Source organism: Flavobacterium anseongense, from assembly GCF_021608185.1.
Classification (GTDB): Bacteria; Bacteroidota; Bacteroidia; order Flavobacteriales; family Flavobacteriaceae; genus Flavobacterium; species Flavobacterium anseongense.
In genome coordinates this window covers 55,276-72,463 of the sequence record NZ_JAKIHN010000005.1, presented here as the reverse complement: position 1 = coordinate 72,463, position 17,188 = coordinate 55,276, and the positions used below count along the sequence as shown (strand labels likewise).

Here is a 17,188-nt window from a genome sequence, read left to right as displayed (position 1 = left end):
AAAAATCCATTACAAAGATAATGAGAATTCTATTTTTAATTTTTAAAGAAATCATAAAGATTTGTTATTCTTAAATAGCCTTAAAGCTAATCTTATCTATTTTTCGTTCTGTCTTTTAGAATGGCTTCTACATTTTCCAATCCAAAACCTTTTGCTTTTAGCAAAACTAAATAATGAAACAGCAAATCGGCGGCTTCTCCTAAAAACAAATCGGTATTGTTGTCTTTGGCTTCAATGACTAGTTCTACCGCTTCTTCGCCTACTTTTTGAGCTATTTTATTTATTCCTTTCTGGTAAAGTGAAGTTACATACGACTCTGAACTTGGGTTTGAAATTCTTTCTTCAATTACATTTTCCAATTCATTAAGGAAAGAGATTTGAGGTTTATTCGCAAAGCAAGAAGTAGTTCCATTATGGCAAGTTGGTCCATTTGGAATGACTTGAATGAGTAAAGAATCATTGTCGCAATCTTCTTTTATAGAAACTACTTTTAGAAAATTACCCGAAGTTTCGCCTTTGGTCCATAACCTGTTTTTGCTTCGGCTGAAAAAAGTTACTACATTTTCTTCTTCTGTTTTTTGTAGCGCTTCTTGGTTCATATAACCCAACATCAACACTTGTTGCGTCTCGTTGTTTTGAATAACTACTGGAATTAATCCGTTATTTTTTGAAAAATCTAAAGTCATCTGATGGGAATTTTTTGTGTTTTTAAAACGTTTTTTAAAGTAGAAATCGGCACTTCATTAAAATGAAAAATACTGGCAGCTAATCCGGCGCTGATTTCTGTTTTTTGGAATAATTCTGTAAAATGATCTGCAGTTCCTGCACCGCCGGAAGCAATTACAGGAATGCAGACCGCTTGACTTATAGCATTTGTAATTTCTAAAGCAAATCCGTTTTTCGAACCATCGTTATTCATAGAAGTGACTAATAATTCTCCGGCGCCTAATGCTTCTGCTTTTTTGGCCCAATCAATCGCTAAAATTCCGGTGGATTCGCTTCCGCCTTTGATAAAAACATACCAATCGTTGCCTGTTTTTTTGATGTCGATGGCAACTACCAAACTTTGACTTCCGAAAGCGTCAGATATTTGGGCAATCAAATTTGGATTCAAAACAGCAGCCGAATTAATACTCACTTTATCCGCGCCAGATTGCAACAATAATTTTGCGTCTTCAACGGATTGAATGCCGCCGCCAACAGTAAACGGAATGTTGATTTCTTTGGATAATTGCGTTACCATTTCGGCTAAGGTTTTCCGTTTTTCTAAGGTTGCGCTGATGTCTAAGAATACCAATTCATCAGCGCCGTTTTTTGAATAAAACGAGGCCAATTCAACAGGATTTCCGGCGTCTTTGAGTTCCAAAAACTGAACTCCTTTTACGACGCGACCATCTTTAATATCCAAACACGGAATGATTCTTTTCTTTAACATAATTCACGTAGATTTTCGATTTTGATTGTACCTTCATACAAAGCTTTTCCAATGATGGCACCTTCACAACCAATGTTTTTCAGCAATTCTAAATCGGATAAAGTCGTTACTCCGCCACTCGCAATTAGATTCACTTTTGTCTTTGTTAAAATATCAATATACAATTCGTTGGAAGTTCCCTGCAGCATTCCGTCTTTTGAAATATCTGTACAGATTACGGTCGAAATTCCTTTGGAAACATAGTCAGAGATGTAATCAATCACATCAAGTCCTGACGTTTCTAACCAACCATGAGTGGCAATTTTTCGATTCAGACAATCAGCACCTAAAATGATTTTGTCGTTTCCGAATTCGTTTAACCATGCTAAAAATTCAATTGGATTTTTTGCTGCTATACTTCCGCCGGTAACTTGATTGGCGCCGTTTTCAAAGGCAATTTCCAAGTCTTTACGTTGTTTTAATCCACCACCAAAATCTATTTTCAAATTGGTTTTTGATGCAATTTGATACAAGACTTTGTGATTAACAATCTGGTTTGATTTTGCGCCATCCAAATCCACTAAATGTAAATATTGTATGCCATTGTCTTCAAAATATTTAGCTATTTCCAATGGGTTTTCATTGTAAATTTTTTGTGTAGCATAATCGCCTTTGGTCAATCGGACACATTTTCCGTTGATGAGGTCTATGGCTGGAATGATTCTCATAATTTCAAAAAGTTAAGTAATAGTTGTTCCCCTAAACTCGATGATTTTTCGGGGTGAAATTGAGTTGCGAAAAAATTATCCTTTTCCATCGATGCGCTAAACGGAACTATATAGTTACAAATGGCTGTCGTTTCTTTACCTATTTCGGCATAATAACTGTGCACAAAATAGAAATCATCTTGGTCTGAAATGCCATTATATAATACTGAATTTAAATCTGAAATGTTGTTCCAACCCATATGCGGGACTTTCAATTTTGGTTCAAATCTTTTTACTGTTGCATCGAAAATCCCTAAACATTCAGTGTTTCCTTCTTCCGAAAATTGACACAATAATTGTTGTCCGAGACAAATGCCTAAAACAGGCTGTGTCAGATTTTTGATTACCTCGTCCAATCCTTTTTCTTTTAAATAATTCATGGCCGTACTCGCCTCACCAACACCGGGAAAAATAACTTTATCGGCTTGTTTTAAAAGGGTTTCGTCATCGGTTACTACGCATGAATAACCCAATCGTTCAACCGCATTTTTAACCGAAGTGATGTTGCCTGCGTTATATTTTACAATCGCTATCATAAGATTCCTTTAGTGCTTGGGATGCCGTTAGTTCCGTCTTTTTGAACTGCCATTTTTATAGCTTTGGCAAAGGCTTTGAAAATTGATTCTATTTTGTGGTGTTCGTTTTCGCCTTCCGCTTTGATGTTCAAATTGCATTTGGCACCATCACAAAAGGATTTAAAAAAGTGAGAGAACATTTCAGTTGGCATTTCACCAATTTTTTCTCTGCTAAATTTAGCTTCCCAAACTAACCAGGAACGACCTCCAAAATCTAAGGCCACTTGTGATAAACAATCATCCATTGGCAATAAAAAACCATAACGATTAATTCCTTTTTTAGAACCTAATGCCTGCGAAAAAACTTCTCCCAAAGCAATACCAACATCTTCTATTGTGTGGTGTTCATCGACATATAAATCGCCATTGACATTGACGTTTAAATCGATGTTTCCGTGTTTGGCAATTTGGTCGAGCATGTGGTCAAAAAAGCCTAAGCCGGTGTTGATGTTACTTTTGCCGTTTCCATCCAAATTAATTTCAACGAAAATTTCAGTTTCTTTTGTGGCTCTAATAAGTTGACCAACTCGAGGTTGTTCCTTTAAAAATTGGTAAATGGTTTCCCAAGAAGTTGATGATAAAACCGCTCGCTCATCGGCTACAGCCGAAATAAAGATGGCTTGACTTCCTAAATTTTCGGCCAATTGAATATCGGTTATTCTGTCTCCAATGACGAAGGAGTTTTTCAAATCATAATTCCCTTTTAAATACTGTTGCAGTAACGCTGTCCCCGGTTTTCTGGTAGGCAGATTTTGCTCCGGAAAAGACACATCAATAATCACATCTGAAAACTGAATTCCTTCGTTTTCGAAAGCTTTTATCATTTTGTTTTGAGCAGGCCAAAATGTATCTTCGGGAAAGGAATCCGTTCCCATTCCGTCTTGATTGGTCACCATGACTAACTCGTAATCCAATTCTTTGGCGATGCTTGATAAATATTGAAAAACCTGTGGATAAAACTCCAGTTTTTCTAAACTATCGACTTGAAAATCGATAGGAGGCTCGATGATTAAAGTGCCATCTCTATCTATAAATAATACTTTTTTCATGACATGACTAATTGAAGTGCATTAATTAATTGTTGGTTTTCCTGTGGTGTTCCAATGGTAATTCGAATGGTATTTTCAACCACTGAACTTCGGTTTCTGGTGATGATTTGTTGTTCAATTAAACGGTTGTAAATGGCGATTGCATTTTCCATTTTGACTAGCAAAAAATTGGCATCTGATGGATAAATTTTCTTGACAAAATCTAATGTTAAAAGTGATTTTTTTAGCAATTCACGTTCTGATTTTATCAATTGAATGTTGGATTTGAAATTATTTTCATCAGCAAGTGATTGCATTGCCGCTTGTTGATTTAATTCGCTCACATTATACGGTGGTTTTACTTTATTCATAACCGAAATAATGTTTTCATTGGCATAGGCAATTCCAATTCGAACTGCTGCCAAACCACGTGCTTTACTAAAGGTTTGCGAAACAATTAAGTTGGGATATTCTTTGATTTTAGAAACCAAAGAAGGCGTATCACTAAAATCGATATAGGCTTCATCCAAAAAGACAATTCCACTGAAGTTTTCTATAATATATTCTAGATTTTCTAATGAATTTCCTGTCGGATTATTTGGAGAACACAAGTATAAAATTTTGGCATTTTGTTTTAAAATTTCATTTGCATTCAACTGAAAATTTTTGGTTAAGGGAACCGAAATTACTTCTAGATTATTGATGTTGGCATAAACTTCATACATGCCGTATGTCGGGGGACAAATGATGATTTTGTCTTCCTTCGGTTCACAAAAAACACGTTGCACCAAGTCGATAATTTCATCGCTTCCGTTTCCGATTAAGATGTTTTTAATTTCCACATTATTTTGAATGCTTAAGATTTTTTTCAATCGCCATTGATACGGATCGGGATAACGGTTTAAACTCCCAAACGGATTTTCATTAGCATCCAGAAAGATACCCTGATTGCTTTTATACTCGTCACGTGCACTTGAATAGGGCGTAAGCGAACGAATGTTTTTTCTAATTAAATTATTGATATTATCCATTTTGCAATTTTTTTAATCGGATGGAAACTGCGTTTTTGTGCGCCTCTAATTGTTCGGCAGCTGCCATTAATTCTATTGTTGGTCCAAGGTTTTGAATGCCTTGTGAAGTCAGTTTTTGAAATGTAATTTTCTTTACAAAACTGTCTAACGAAACGCCACTGTAATTCTTGGCATAACCGTTTGTTGGCAAGGTGTGATTTGTTCCGCTAGCGTAATCACCGGCGCTTTCGCAACTGTAATTACCAATAAAAACCGACCCGGCATTTTCTATTAAATCGATTTTATTTTCAGCATCTTTTGTGGCTAAAATCAAATGTTCCGGAGCATAAAAATTACTGAATTCAATGGCAGTTTGAATACTTTCAAAAACCAAAGCGCGACTGTTTTTCAAAGCCTCTTCAACTACATTTTGTCTTGGTAAAAGAGCTTTTAGATTTTCGATAGCCAAACCAACTTTGGTGACAATTGCTTTTGAAGTAGCCACCAAGATTACCTGACTATCGCCACCGTGTTCTGCTTGTGAAAGTAAATCGGAAGCAACAAATTCTGGGTCGCAAGTCGCATCCGCAATCACCAATAATTCACTTGGTCCGGCAGGCAAATCGATTGCCAAACCTAATTGCTGCGCATATTGTTTGGCTGCGGTTACATATTGATTTCCGGGACCAAATAGCTTGGACACTTTCGGGATTTCATCCGTTCCAAAAGTCATTGCAGCAACAGCTTGAATACCGCCTACTTTATAAATTTGAGTTACGCCCGTCAATTGTGCAGCATATAGAATGGCAGGATTGATGTTGCCATTTTTATCTGGTGGCGAACATAAAATGATATTTTGGCAACCTGCTATTTTAGCCGGAATAGCCAACATTAAAACCGTTGAAAAAAGCGGTGCTGTTCCACCCGGAATATAAATCCCGATGGTATCAATAGCACGGCTTTCTCTCCAGCAAAACACACCAGTTGTCGTTTCGATTTTAGTTGGAATTTCCTTTTGGGATAAGTGAAAAGTTTTGATATTATCGGCTGCTATTTGAATGGCATTTTTTAAATCAGACGGAATTGTCGCAACTGCTTTCTCAATATCAGAAGTCGTTACGACAACATTTTCTATCGACACACCATCAAAAAAACCGGTATATTTTTTTACGGCTTTACTTCCGTTTTTCCGAATATCATTAAAAATGGTTTTTACGGCTTCGTTCAAATCGGCTGTAGCGACAGTATTGCGTTTAGCCAGTTCAGGCCATTGTTCAGGGTTTGGATTTATGTATGTTTTCATGGTTTCTATTTAAATTATCGAATCATTTTTTCTATCGGAATGATAAGAATGCCTTCAGCGCCAAGTGATTTCAGTTGTTCAACTACATCCCAATAGTCATTTTCTTTCACCACCGAGTGCAGACTGCTCCAGCCTTCTTCAACCAAAGGCAAAATGGTTGGCGATTTCATTCCGGGCAAGATTTCACAAATGGGTTTTATAGCTGTATTCGGAGCGTTGAGAAGAATGTATTTGTTTTCTTTTCCGTTGCGATACGATTCTATTCTGAATAATAATGTACTCAAAATTTGTTGCTTTTCTTTAGATAAATCAGTGTTAGAAATCAGAACGGCCTGGCTTTTAGAGATTACTTCAACTTCTTTTAATCCGTTCATAATTAGGGTGCTTCCTGAACTTACTATATCGAAAATTGCATCAGCAAGACCAATTCCGGTTGCGATTTCAACACTTCCACTTATTTCTTCAATGATTACAGGGATGTTTTTAGTGTTAAAAAAATCGGATAAAATTTTGGGATAACTTGTTGCAATTTTTTTGTTTTTGAAATAATTCAAATCTGTATAAACTTCATCTTTTGGAATGGCCAATGATAGTTTGCAGGAAGCAAATCCGAGTTGAGAAATTATAGTGACATTTTTGTCTTTTTCCCAAACTTCATTTTCTCCCAGAATGCCAATATCGGCAACACCTTGTTCGACATATTGCGGGATATCGTCGTCGCGCAAATACAAAATTTCGATAGGGAAATTATTGGCAACGGCTTTTAGTTTTCGCTCTCCGTTAGAGATTTGAATGCCACACGATTCTAATAATTGAAGTGATTTTTCACTAAGGCGACCGCTTTTTTGAATCGCAATTTTTAAAGTACTCATTTTTTTAATTGGTATAAAAATCTGAATGTACTGTGATGGAATGAAAAACAAAAAACCCGTCTAAGTACACTCAGACGGGTTTTTATTTAGGGATATATTCAATACATCATTAACTCGCCTGGCTGCAAGAATGATGATGATGGATTTGTGAAATTAAGTTTTTCATTTTCTAATGGTAACTGAGACAAATCTATGTAAAACTTTTTAAATCAGCGTTGTTTTTGTAAAAATTATTTATTTTTTGTGCAATTATTAGGTAATTCTACTGAATAAGGCTTTAATAAAAAGCCCTTTTGGGCATTTCCAAATTACTTGTAAATCTTCCCAAAACGTGGTTTCTTCATCGAGGAATTTTAAGATTAAAGATGGATTTCCTTTTTTGAAAAGTGCTGAAAAAACTTCGGAACCTTTGTCGTTTCTTCGATTCAAAACATCCAAAAACAATAAATCATAAAACCAGAATTTATCTTTTTTATGAAATTTTCTAAAGTCATTTTTTGTTTGTAGAAATCGTACTAACTCTTTAGATTTCTTAGTGGTGCTTTTAAAAGTATAACCTGTACTTGCTTTTGTCCAACCACCGGAAGAGCCAATATTGATGATGTTTTTCGAATTGTGGTTCCAAAATTTATAGGAAGTCATCGGAATATTTCCAAGTTCTTTTTCACGTAATTCGTAATTCGTAATTCCTAATTGATTAATGTAGTTTTTGATTTCGTTTTCGTATTCTGTTTTCGGCAATAAATCTTTGGAGAATAAAGTATATTCAATCAAAGCTTCGGTTTCAGAAGTTGGTAAAACATACATAAACCGAGTGTTGCCTTTTTGTTCAACAGAAAAATCCATGAAAGTGGCACAATCCGGATTGAAAACAGCTTCATTACTTTTGATAAACCAACCAATAAAGTGTTGGTGCAGAAAAGGATATTTGGTTTGATTTTTTACAATTTCAGGATTGAAAATAGAATTGAAAATTTTATTGCAGGTATAACTTTCCACATCAGTTTTTACCACACAATGATTTCCTAATTCCTGAAAATCGATTACTTTTTGATTGACAAAATGTATGTTATTTTGTTTGGAAATTGTATCGAAAACCAAATTATAAAAATCCAAACCTTTGACCATTTTGTATTGATATGGATCCAGATTCAATTCTCTTTTGAATTTTTTATCAGCAAAAAGTGCTGAGTTCCATTTTTTTGAAACGATTTTTTCAAACAAGTTGTTTTCATCCCAAAAACACCAGGTTCTGTCATTGGTTTTTTTAGAATCTTCATCAATCAGCAAAATCGATTTATCCTGAAATTTTCCGGAAAGCGCCATTTCATAAACGGTCACCAAAGCCGATAAACCCGAACCAGTGAAAATGTAATGGTAGTGTTTCATTTATATCCGGAACGAACAACCGAGCGCCAAATAATAGTCGGGCGCATTCTCGGTGATACCAACTCCTGAAGACAAATCTACCATAAAATTGTTGTTTATCAAATAGGTAAATCCGCCATCAAAACTGTGGTCTGCTTTATTTTTTTCGGGTGCAAAGCCGAACAATTCGGCATAAAAACCGAGTTTTTTATTTATAGAATATCCTGTTGTCAGTGTATAAATGAAAGTTGTTTCGGGCGTCATTCCATCCCATTCACAGCCTAAGTTATAGCTTAAAGAAAACTTTTCGGAAAGCGTATGCTGCATCGTAAACCTAAATTCAGGAGCGACAAAATCGTTTTTGTATTTTGACGAAGCCACATTTGGCAAGCCAAGATGACCAATAAAAGATGTTTTCGGAACGATTCCTTTTTCCTCACAAAGTTTAACTTTAAAACCAATCAGAACTGGAGTAAAACCGTTTGTTTTTTCATCAAAATTTTTTTCAGAAACAAATTCGGTAATCAAACGCAATTCAAAATTTTCGTTCACACCATATTTCCATAATACGGTTGGTAAACTATTCGAATTGCTGCTTTCATCATTTTTTTGAAATGTAAATCCCGTTTCTACTTGAAACATTCCTCTCGGAACAATCGCAGGAGTTTCGGTTTGGTCAGGTCGGTCAGCCTGAATTGGTTCGGTTTGCGCCTGAATTGTTGTGAATCCAAATACACAAAGCAACAGCAGTTTATTTTTCATAAATTATTTTTAGACAAAACTAAAAAAATATTTACTCTAATCAAATTATTTTTATATTTGTGAAAATATTTTTAAAATGGGAAAGTCATTAGAAGAAGTAAATCAGTCGGTTGCCACCGAAAACAAAAAAACTGGTTTTAGAAAAATATTGGCATTTCTTGGTCCGGCCTACTTAATAAGTGTTGGTTATATGGATCCCGGAAACTGGGCAACTGATATTGCCGGCGGAAGCCAATTTGGCTATGCTTTGCTTTGGGTTTTATTGATGAGCAACATTATGGCGTTGCTTTTACAAAGTTTGAGCGCACGATTAGGAATAGTTACACAGCGCGATTTGGCACAGGCATCACGAGAAACGTATTCAAAATTCATAAACTATATTTTATATTTTCTTGCCGAAATTGCCATCGCAGCCTGTGATTTGGCCGAAGTCCTCGGAATGGCAATTGGACTGAATTTATTATTCGGAATTCCGCTGCTCGAAGGTGTACTCATTACTGTTTTAGACACTTTTTTATTGCTGTTTCTAATTAATAAAGGCATTAGAAAAATGGAAGCTTTTATCATCGCATTGGTAGCTATCATTGGATTTTCATTTGTTTTTGAAATGATTTTTGCTCAGCCCGAAGTAGGAAGCGTTCTTAAAGGATTAATTCCGAGTATGCCAAGCAAAGAAGCTCTTTATATTGCTATTGGAATCATTGGTGCTACTGTAATGCCACACAATTTATACCTGCATTCGTCCTTAGTTCAAACTCGAAAATTCGACCGAAGCAAAACCGGAATAAAGCAAGCGTTGAAGTATAATTTTATAGATTCGACAATTGCCCTGAACTTGGCATTTTTTGTAAATGCAGCCATTTTAATTTTAGCTGCGGCTACTTTTTACAATAACGGATTATTTGAAGTTGCCGAGATTCAGGATGCACATCGACTCTTAGAACCTATGTTGGGAACACAATGGGCACCAATTTTATTTGCAGTTGCTCTGATTGCAGCTGGGCAAAGTTCAACAATTACAGGAACATTGGCGGGTCAAATTATCATGGAAGGTTATTTAAATTTACGAATTCAACCTTGGGTCCGACGCATCATTACCAGATTAATTGCGATTGTTCCGGCTGTAATTGTTATTTCAATTTTTGGCGAAAGCGTAACTGGAAAAATGCTGATTTTGAGTCAGGTGATTTTGAGTTTACAATTGGGTTTTGCTATCATTCCATTGATACATTTTGTGAGCGATAAGAATAAAATGAAAGGATTTCAAATCAGTACAGCTACACAAATTGCCTCATGGATTATTGCCGTAATTATTGTTTCATTGAATGCCAAATTGGTTTTTAACGAAATTCAAGGCTGGCTCCAAACTTCAGAAAATCCGATTGTTTTGTGGCTCACAGTTGTTCCGTTAGCGTTTGGGTTTTTGCTTTTGCTTTTATATATCATATTCAAACCATTTGTCACCGAGGCAAAAGGCGTAATCTCAAATCATTCGCCTCACAACATGATTGTAAAGCTTAGTCCGGAACGGAATTATGACAAGAAAAGCATAGCTATTTCGGTAGATTTTTCAGATGCCGATGAAAAAGCGCTAAACCATGCGTTCGACATAGGAAGTAAAGAAACAAAATATACATTGATACATGTGGTTGAAACTGTAGGAGCCATGATTTACGGCAGCAAGACTAGTGACCTCGAGACAACGATAGATGAAAAATTATTAATGGATTATAAAAGATTATTAGAAGAAAAAGGATTTCAAATAGAAGTCAAATTAGGATTTGGGAAGCCTGGAAAAGTCATCCCGAAAATTATTAACGAAGGCAATTACGATTTGCTAATTATGGGAACACATGGGCACACCGGTTTCAAAGACTTGATATTCGGAACCACGGTTGACAACGTTCGTCATAAAATAAACATACCTTTGTTTATTGTTAAAAATTAATTTTAGAATTTATCCTGAATTTATTTCAGGAGCTATTTCCACTGCTTTCGGGGCTAAATCAGATTATCAAGCACTATGACTTTTTCAGAAGAGAATTATCTAAAAACCATTTACCATATTACTGCCGCTTCCGGTGTCGAAGTAAGCACCAATGCCATAGCCGAAAAAATGGAAACCAAAGCGTCTTCAGTAACAGATATGCTAAAGAAATTGGCTGAAAAAGAATTAATCGTTTACAAAAAATACCAAGGTGTTTTATTGACCGAAAAAGGAAGCCATTTGGCAAAAATGATTGTCAGAAAGCATCGTTTATGGGAAGTTTTTTTAGTAGATAAATTGCAATTCTCCTGGGATGAAGTTCACGATATTGCCGAACAATTGGAACACATAAAATCGGAAAAACTAATTAATAAACTGGATAACTTTTTAGGCAATCCAACCGAAGATCCACATGGTGATCCAATTCCCGATGCGAACGGAAAAATCAATAAAGTAGAGAAATTAGTATTGGCCGAACTCAAAGAAAACCAAACCGGAATTTGTATAGGTGTCAAAGATTCGTCAGCGCAATTTTTGAAATATCTGGATAAAAATCAAATTACATTAGGATCTAAAATTGTCGTTATAGCCAAAGAAGAATTTGATTTGTCGTTGCGGATAAAAGTCGAAGAAAATGCCGTTACGGTTTCCAATATAATCGCTAATAATCTTTACGTAAAAATTATTTAGTGACAACCACAATCATCATCACCACAGTTTTTTTTTGCTTTTTTCTTCCAAAAGAACTTTCGGATTATAAAAACCAAAGCTACTGCAACCGTTAGATAAACTAAGATTTCCTGTGTGTTCATTATTTTAAGATTTGATAGGCAATCAATGCGGCGATATAGGCAAATCCGCTCATAAAAATTAACTGAACCATCGGCCATTTCCAGGAATTGGTTTCCTTCTTGGTTATCGCAAGTGTACTGGCGCACTGCATCGCAAACGCGTAAAATAACAGCAAGGAAACGCCAGTAGCAAAGTTGAATACTTTGGTTCCGTCATCATGAACTTCAGATTCCATACGGTTTTTGATGGTTAAGTCATCATCACTTTTACTTCCAACGCTGTAAATTGTCGCCAGTGTTCCAACAAAGACTTCCCTTGCCGCAAAAGAGGTAACCACAGCAATACCAATTTTCCAGTCATAACCCAAAGGTCGAATTACCGGTTCTATAGATTTTCCGATGATTCCAATATAAGAATGTTCTAATTTATACTCAGAAACTCTATCCGGAATCACGGATGGATTTATTTTGAGCGGAGAAGTATAAACTTCTTTTTCGACTATTTGCTGCGCATTTTTAAAATCTTTTCCCGGACCATGTGAACCCAAAAACCATAAGATTATTGAGATTGCCAAAATGATTTTCCCTGCACCAAAAACAAAGGATTTTGTTTTTTCGATTACATTAATCGCCACATTTTTAAAAAGTGGTAATTTGTAATTAGGCATTTCAACAACGAAATAGGATTTGGTTTTAACTTTCAAAACTTTATTTAAAATATAGGCCGAAAAAATCGCCATTCCAAAACCCAAAAGATACAGTATCATCAAAGTTGCACCTTGCAGACTAAAGAGTCCAAACAAACGATTATTCGGAATTATCAGTGCAATTAAAATGGCATAAACCGGTAAACGTGCCGAACAGGTTATAAAAGGTGTAACTAAAATTGTGATTAATCGTTCCTTCCAGTTTTCAATATTCCTAGCACTCATAATCGCCGGAATTGCACAGGCTGTTCCGGAAATTAAAGGTACAACACTTTTGCCCGAAAGTCCGTAACGGCGCATAATTTTATCCATCAAAAAGACAACGCGACTCATATAACCACTTTCTTCGAGCACCGAAATAAAGAGAAAAAGAAACGCAATTTGAGGAATAAAAATCACGATACCGCCAATTCCCGGAATGATTCCTTCGCTTATTAAATTAGTAAATTCTCCTGTAGGAAGATAGTTTTTTGTATAATTTGCCAAATCGGCAAAAGTGGCATCAATAAAATCCATAGGATAACTCGACCAATCAAATATCGATTGAAAGATCAGCAATAAAATTCCAAAGAAAATAGCGTAACCAAATATTTTATGCGTCAGTACTTTGTCTAATTTGGAACGTAAATCGGTGGCGTTTGTTTTATCAATAGTTTGTCCAATTTTCAAAGTGTCGTTGATAAATTGGTAACGTTTAATAGTTTCTTTTTGCTGCAAACGCTTTAAATCGGAATGCGATTTTGTGAAAGTATTTCGGATTTCATTTCGTTCCAAATTCAAAAAATTCACATCCTGTGTAATCACCAACCAAAGTTTGTATAACAATTGATTCGGGAAAGCTTTTCGGAGTTTATCGAAATACTCTTCATCAATACTCGAAGCATTCATGCAAGGTTCGGTTGACAATGATTTGTAATCTATGATTTGATTTTTCAAGTCATCAATTCCAAATCCTTTTCGTGTACTCACCAAAACAACTTTGGTTTTTAATTGTTCTTCAAGATGAGGGATATCGAGTGAAATTCCCTTTGGTTTCATTCTGTCTGCCATATTAATGACCAGAATAGTCGGAATTTCTAAATCTTTTATTTGGGTAAAAAGTAAAAGGTTTCGCTTTAAATTTTCAACATCAGTAATGACAACCGCAACATCAGGAAAGAGTTTGTCGTTTTTATTGAGCAATAATTCGATAACTACATTTTCATCAATCGAACTTGCGTTCAGACTATAAGTTCCCGGTAAATCTAGAATATTGGCTTTGATTGTATTGGTTAATTTGCAAAAACCTAATTTTTTTTCAACGGTAATTCCGGGATAATTTCCAACCTGTTGCTTCAATCCGGTCAATTGGTTAAACACCGAAGTTTTTCCGGTATTTGGATTTCCAATTAAGGCAACATTGATGTTTTGGATGCTCATGTTTACTTATTTCTGCTGTATTTCAACTTCAATTTCACGAGCGGTTTCCTTTCTGATAGCCAAATGAGAACCATTGTTTACATTCAGATAAATCGGATCACCAAGCGGAGCAATTTGGATGATTTCCAAAGTGTTGTTTGGGAAGCAACCCATTTCCAAAAGCTTTAGCGGGATTTTGTCCAAATCAACATTCGTGATTGTGGCAATGTCTCCAATTTGTAATAAATCAACGGTGGTTTTCAATGCTTATTTAGATTGAATTAAGATTACAAAAGTAAGCATAAATTGAGAATATTAAATGATAAATGTCAGTTTACTGCTTTTTATCATTTTCGCAAAGCCAATTGATGTCGTCAATCAGGCGATTGATTTCTTCTTTTTTGGTTCCGTCATAAAAGCCGCGAACTCTTTTTTGTGCATCGACCAAAACAAAATTTTCGGTATGAACCATATCATACAATTCGTTTGGTTTGCCCAATTTTACAGCTAAATAGGATTTCCTAGCCATGCTGTAAATGTCCTTTTTGTCACCGGTAACCAAGTTCCATTTGCTGTCAACAACCCCTTTTTCGAGCGCATATTTTTTCAGAATAGGAACACTGTCAATATCCGGAGTTACCGTGTGCGAAAGCAACATCACTTTCGGATTATTTAAAATTGCTTTTTGAACATCAATCATATTAGTAGTCATAATTGGACAAATAGATTGACAGGACGTGAAGAAAAAATCAGCCACATAAATTTTGCCTTCGTAGTCTTTTTGGGTAATTGTTTTTCCGTTTTGATTGATAAAAGAAAAGTCGGCAATTTTGTGTTCACGGGCAATATACTGCACAGTCGAATCTACTAATTCCGGATTAACATCAGCGGGATTATAAATTGGTAACTTTTTGCCTGATTTCAAAACATTGTAAAACAAGGATATGGTTATTATAGAAAAGACCAAAAAAGTTCCGATGAAAATCCTATATTTCTTTATGGTTTCGAGCATTCTTTTTTTTGCAAAAGTACAAAAGCAAGGTGTTATTTGTAACATTTCAAAAACAATTGATACATATAAATCTGTTAAAAAAAATTTTCTTTCGCCAGAAAGAATAAATTTGTACCAACAAAAAATAAATCAACTATTTATGAAGTTTACTACTACTACAAAAACATTAATGACAGCAATTGTGTTTACAAGTGCTTTTCAAGTTAATGCACAGCAAAAAACACCAGGAATTAATTTGTCTTTGATGGACAAAACGGTAAGCCCGAAAAACGACTTTTTTAAATTCGTTAACGGAACATGGTTAAAAAACACCGAAATTCCTGCAGATAAAACACGTTGGGGAAGCTTTGATGAATTGCGTCAAAACACCGATAAAGATGCATTGGCTATCTTAAAAGAAGCGGCTAAAAATCCAAAGTATGGTTCAAATACCGATCAAGGGAAAGCCATAAATATGTATAAAACTGCCATGGATACTGTGGCAAGAAGCAAACACGGAATTGACCCAATACTACCGTATTTAGCAAGAATCGATGCGGTTAAAAACATGGTCGATTTGCAAAAACTGATGATGTATGAAGAATCTAAAGGTGGAGGCGTTGGATTCTTTGGCGTTGGAATTGGAGCAGATGACAAAAACAGTAACCGTAATGTAGTGAGTCTTGGCGTTGGCGGATTAGGTTTGCCTGATAGAGATTATTATGTTGCTGATGATAAAGATTCTAAAGAAAAAAGAGAAAAATATGTGCTTCACGTAGCCAGAATGTTGCAGTTTTTAGGTGAAAAACCAGAGCAAGCGAAAGTAAATGCAGCTAAAATATTAGCTTTGGAAACAGCAATGTCTAGTCCAAGATTAGACAGAGTTGAAAGAAGAGATGCCAGAAAGCAATACAATCCAACAGCAATTACTGATTTACAAAAAATGGTTCCGGCAATTGATTGGAATACGTATTTAACCGAAGTTGGATTCAAAAAATTAGACACCATTATCGTAAGTCAGCCTCGTTATATGGCTGCATTGCAAACCATTTTTACTGATAATAAAGTTGAAGATTGGAAAGCATACATGCGTTGGATGTTGTTAAGAGGTGCTGCGTCGACATTGTCAACTGACATTGAAACAGCAAACTGGGAGTTTTACGGAAAAACATTAACCGGTGCATTGAAACAAAGACCGCGTCATGAAAAAGCACTTCAAATAGTTAACGGAACTGTTGGAGAAGCTTTAGGAAAATTATATGTTGAGCAAAAGTTCCCGGCTGAAGCAAAAGGAAAAGCGGCCAGAATGATTAAAAATGTTATGCGTGCTTACGAAAACAGAATCAACAATTTGACCTGGATGTCGGCCGAAACCAAAACCAAAGCAATTCAAAAATTAAACAGCTTAACCATTAAAATTGGATATCCTGACCAATGGAAAGATTATTCAGCTTTAGTGATTAAAAGTCCGGAAGAAGGCGGAAGTTATTTTGATAACTTAAGAAGTTTTGGAGAGTGGAGATGGAAAAAAGATTTAGAAAAACAAGGTAAGCCGGTTGATAAAACCGAATGGGGAATGTCACCACAAACTGTTAATGCCTATTACAATCCGTCGTATAATGAGATTGTTTTCCCGGCAGCGATTTTACAACCGCCTTTTTATAATTATCAGGCAGACGAAGCTGTAAATTATGGAGGAATCGGAGCCGTTATTGGCCACGAAATTTCACATGGCTTTGACGATGAAGGTTCAAGATACAATGCCGAAGGAAATCTTGTAGATTGGTGGACAGAAGCAGATTTGACCCAGTTTACAGCATTAGGCGGAGCTTTAGCAGACCAATATTCAGCTTTAGAGCCATTGCCTGGATCTCATGTTGACGGAAAATTTACTTTAGGTGAAAACATTGGAGATTTAGGTGGAATTAACGCAGCATATGATGGATTACAGTTGTATTTAAAAGAAAACGGAAACCCGGGATTAATAGATGGATACACGCCAGAACAACGTTTGTTCATTTCCTGGGCGACAATCTGGAGAAGCAAAATGCGTGATGAAGCATTGAAAAATCAACTAAAAACTGATCCGCATTCACCAGGAATGTATAGAGCTTATGTGCCGTTGTTAAACTTGGATACGTTCTACAAAGCGTTTGATATCAAACCGGGAGACGGAATGTATATTGAGCCAAACAAAAGAGTTAAAATTTGGTAA

The 17,188-nt window shown here is 35.7% G+C and carries 17 protein-coding genes; 3 read left to right on the top strand and 14 right to left on the bottom strand.

The window, feature by feature from the left end; translation table 11 throughout:
- Positions 1-92: 92 nt before the first annotated feature.
- From hisIE to L1S35_RS08375, 10 genes are all read right to left on the bottom strand, one after another.
- Positions 93-686: a bifunctional phosphoribosyl-AMP cyclohydrolase/phosphoribosyl-ATP diphosphatase HisIE gene (hisIE, locus tag L1S35_RS08420; protein WP_236399278.1), complete on the bottom strand. Its 594-nt coding sequence runs from the start codon at positions 684-686 to the stop codon at positions 93-95.
- On the bottom strand, positions 683-1,435 hold the full coding sequence (gene hisF, locus L1S35_RS08415; protein WP_236399275.1) for an imidazole glycerol phosphate synthase subunit HisF: 753 nt from the start codon (positions 1,433-1,435) through the stop codon (positions 683-685). Before hisF ends, hisIE begins: the two co-directional genes overlap by 4 nt.
- Positions 1,429-2,142 carry a 1-(5-phosphoribosyl)-5-[(5-phosphoribosylamino)methylideneamino]imidazole-4-carboxamide isomerase gene (hisA, locus tag L1S35_RS08410; RefSeq protein WP_236399272.1) on the bottom strand — a complete coding sequence of 238 codons (714 nt, stop codon included), beginning with the start codon at positions 2,140-2,142 and terminating at the stop codon, positions 1,429-1,431. The genes hisF and hisA overlap by 7 nt, the downstream gene beginning before the upstream one ends.
- Positions 2,139-2,717, bottom strand: coding sequence for an imidazole glycerol phosphate synthase subunit HisH (hisH, locus tag L1S35_RS08405; protein ID WP_236399269.1), 579 nt, complete (start codon positions 2,715-2,717; stop codon positions 2,139-2,141). The genes hisA and hisH overlap by 4 nt, the downstream gene beginning before the upstream one ends.
- A complete protein-coding gene (hisB, locus tag L1S35_RS08400; RefSeq protein ID WP_236399266.1) occupies positions 2,714-3,805 on the bottom strand; it encodes a bifunctional histidinol-phosphatase/imidazoleglycerol-phosphate dehydratase HisB in 1,092 nt (363 codons plus the stop codon). The genes hisH and hisB overlap by 4 nt, the downstream gene beginning before the upstream one ends.
- Positions 3,802-4,815, bottom strand: a complete 1,014-nt coding sequence (gene hisC / locus L1S35_RS08395) for a histidinol-phosphate transaminase (protein WP_236399264.1) — start codon at positions 4,813-4,815, stop codon at positions 3,802-3,804. Before hisC ends, hisB begins: the two co-directional genes overlap by 4 nt.
- The gene (gene hisD, locus L1S35_RS08390) at positions 4,808-6,097 is read right to left on the bottom strand and encodes a histidinol dehydrogenase (protein WP_236399260.1); all 1,290 of its coding nucleotides are present in this window, start codon (positions 6,095-6,097) and stop codon (positions 4,808-4,810) included. The genes hisC and hisD overlap by 8 nt, the downstream gene beginning before the upstream one ends.
- 14 nt (positions 6,098-6,111) lie before the next feature.
- Positions 6,112-6,969, bottom strand: coding sequence for an ATP phosphoribosyltransferase (gene hisG / locus L1S35_RS08385; protein WP_236399257.1), 858 nt, complete (start codon positions 6,967-6,969; stop codon positions 6,112-6,114).
- Positions 6,970-7,221: 252 nt separating this feature from the next.
- Positions 7,222-8,358 (bottom strand): lycopene cyclase family protein, encoded by a 1,137-nt coding sequence (locus L1S35_RS08380; protein ID WP_236399254.1) that lies wholly within the window; start codon positions 8,356-8,358, stop codon positions 7,222-7,224.
- Complete coding sequence (locus L1S35_RS08375) at positions 8,359-9,099, bottom strand: transporter (RefSeq protein WP_236399251.1); 741 nt, start codon at positions 9,097-9,099, stop codon at positions 8,359-8,361. It abuts the gene before it with no gap.
- Between the two features lie 76 nt (positions 9,100-9,175).
- Between L1S35_RS08375 and L1S35_RS08370 the strand changes: the two genes are divergently transcribed.
- A complete protein-coding gene (locus tag L1S35_RS08370) occupies positions 9,176-11,047 on the top strand; it encodes an Nramp family divalent metal transporter (RefSeq protein WP_236399248.1) in 1,872 nt (623 codons plus the stop codon).
- A gap of 75 nt (positions 11,048-11,122) precedes the next feature.
- Positions 11,123-11,776 carry a metal-dependent transcriptional regulator gene (locus tag L1S35_RS08365; protein WP_236399245.1) on the top strand — a complete coding sequence of 218 codons (654 nt, stop codon included), beginning with the start codon at positions 11,123-11,125 and terminating at the stop codon, positions 11,774-11,776.
- Here L1S35_RS08365 and L1S35_RS08360 read toward each other — a convergent pair.
- From L1S35_RS08360 to L1S35_RS08345, 4 genes are all read right to left on the bottom strand, one after another.
- A complete protein-coding gene (locus tag L1S35_RS08360) occupies positions 11,773-11,898 on the bottom strand; it encodes a FeoB-associated Cys-rich membrane protein (protein ID WP_236399242.1) in 126 nt (41 codons plus the stop codon). The two genes, L1S35_RS08365 and L1S35_RS08360, sit on opposite strands and share 4 nt — an antisense overlap.
- Positions 11,898-14,003, bottom strand: a complete 2,106-nt coding sequence (gene feoB / locus L1S35_RS08355) for a ferrous iron transport protein B (RefSeq protein WP_236399239.1) — start codon at positions 14,001-14,003, stop codon at positions 11,898-11,900. The genes L1S35_RS08360 and feoB overlap by 1 nt, the downstream gene beginning before the upstream one ends.
- Positions 14,004-14,009: 6 nt before the next feature.
- Positions 14,010-14,246, bottom strand: a complete 237-nt coding sequence (locus L1S35_RS08350) for a FeoA family protein (RefSeq protein ID WP_236399236.1) — start codon at positions 14,244-14,246, stop codon at positions 14,010-14,012.
- 70 nt (positions 14,247-14,316) lie between these two features.
- On the bottom strand, positions 14,317-14,994 hold the full coding sequence (locus tag L1S35_RS08345) for an SCO family protein (protein WP_236399823.1): 678 nt from the start codon (positions 14,992-14,994) through the stop codon (positions 14,317-14,319).
- A gap of 169 nt (positions 14,995-15,163) precedes the next feature.
- Here L1S35_RS08345 and L1S35_RS08340 point away from each other — a divergent pair, with 169 nt between their 5' ends.
- Positions 15,164-17,188 carry a M13 family metallopeptidase gene (locus L1S35_RS08340; protein ID WP_236399820.1) on the top strand — a complete coding sequence of 675 codons (2,025 nt, stop codon included), beginning with the start codon at positions 15,164-15,166 and terminating at the stop codon, positions 17,186-17,188.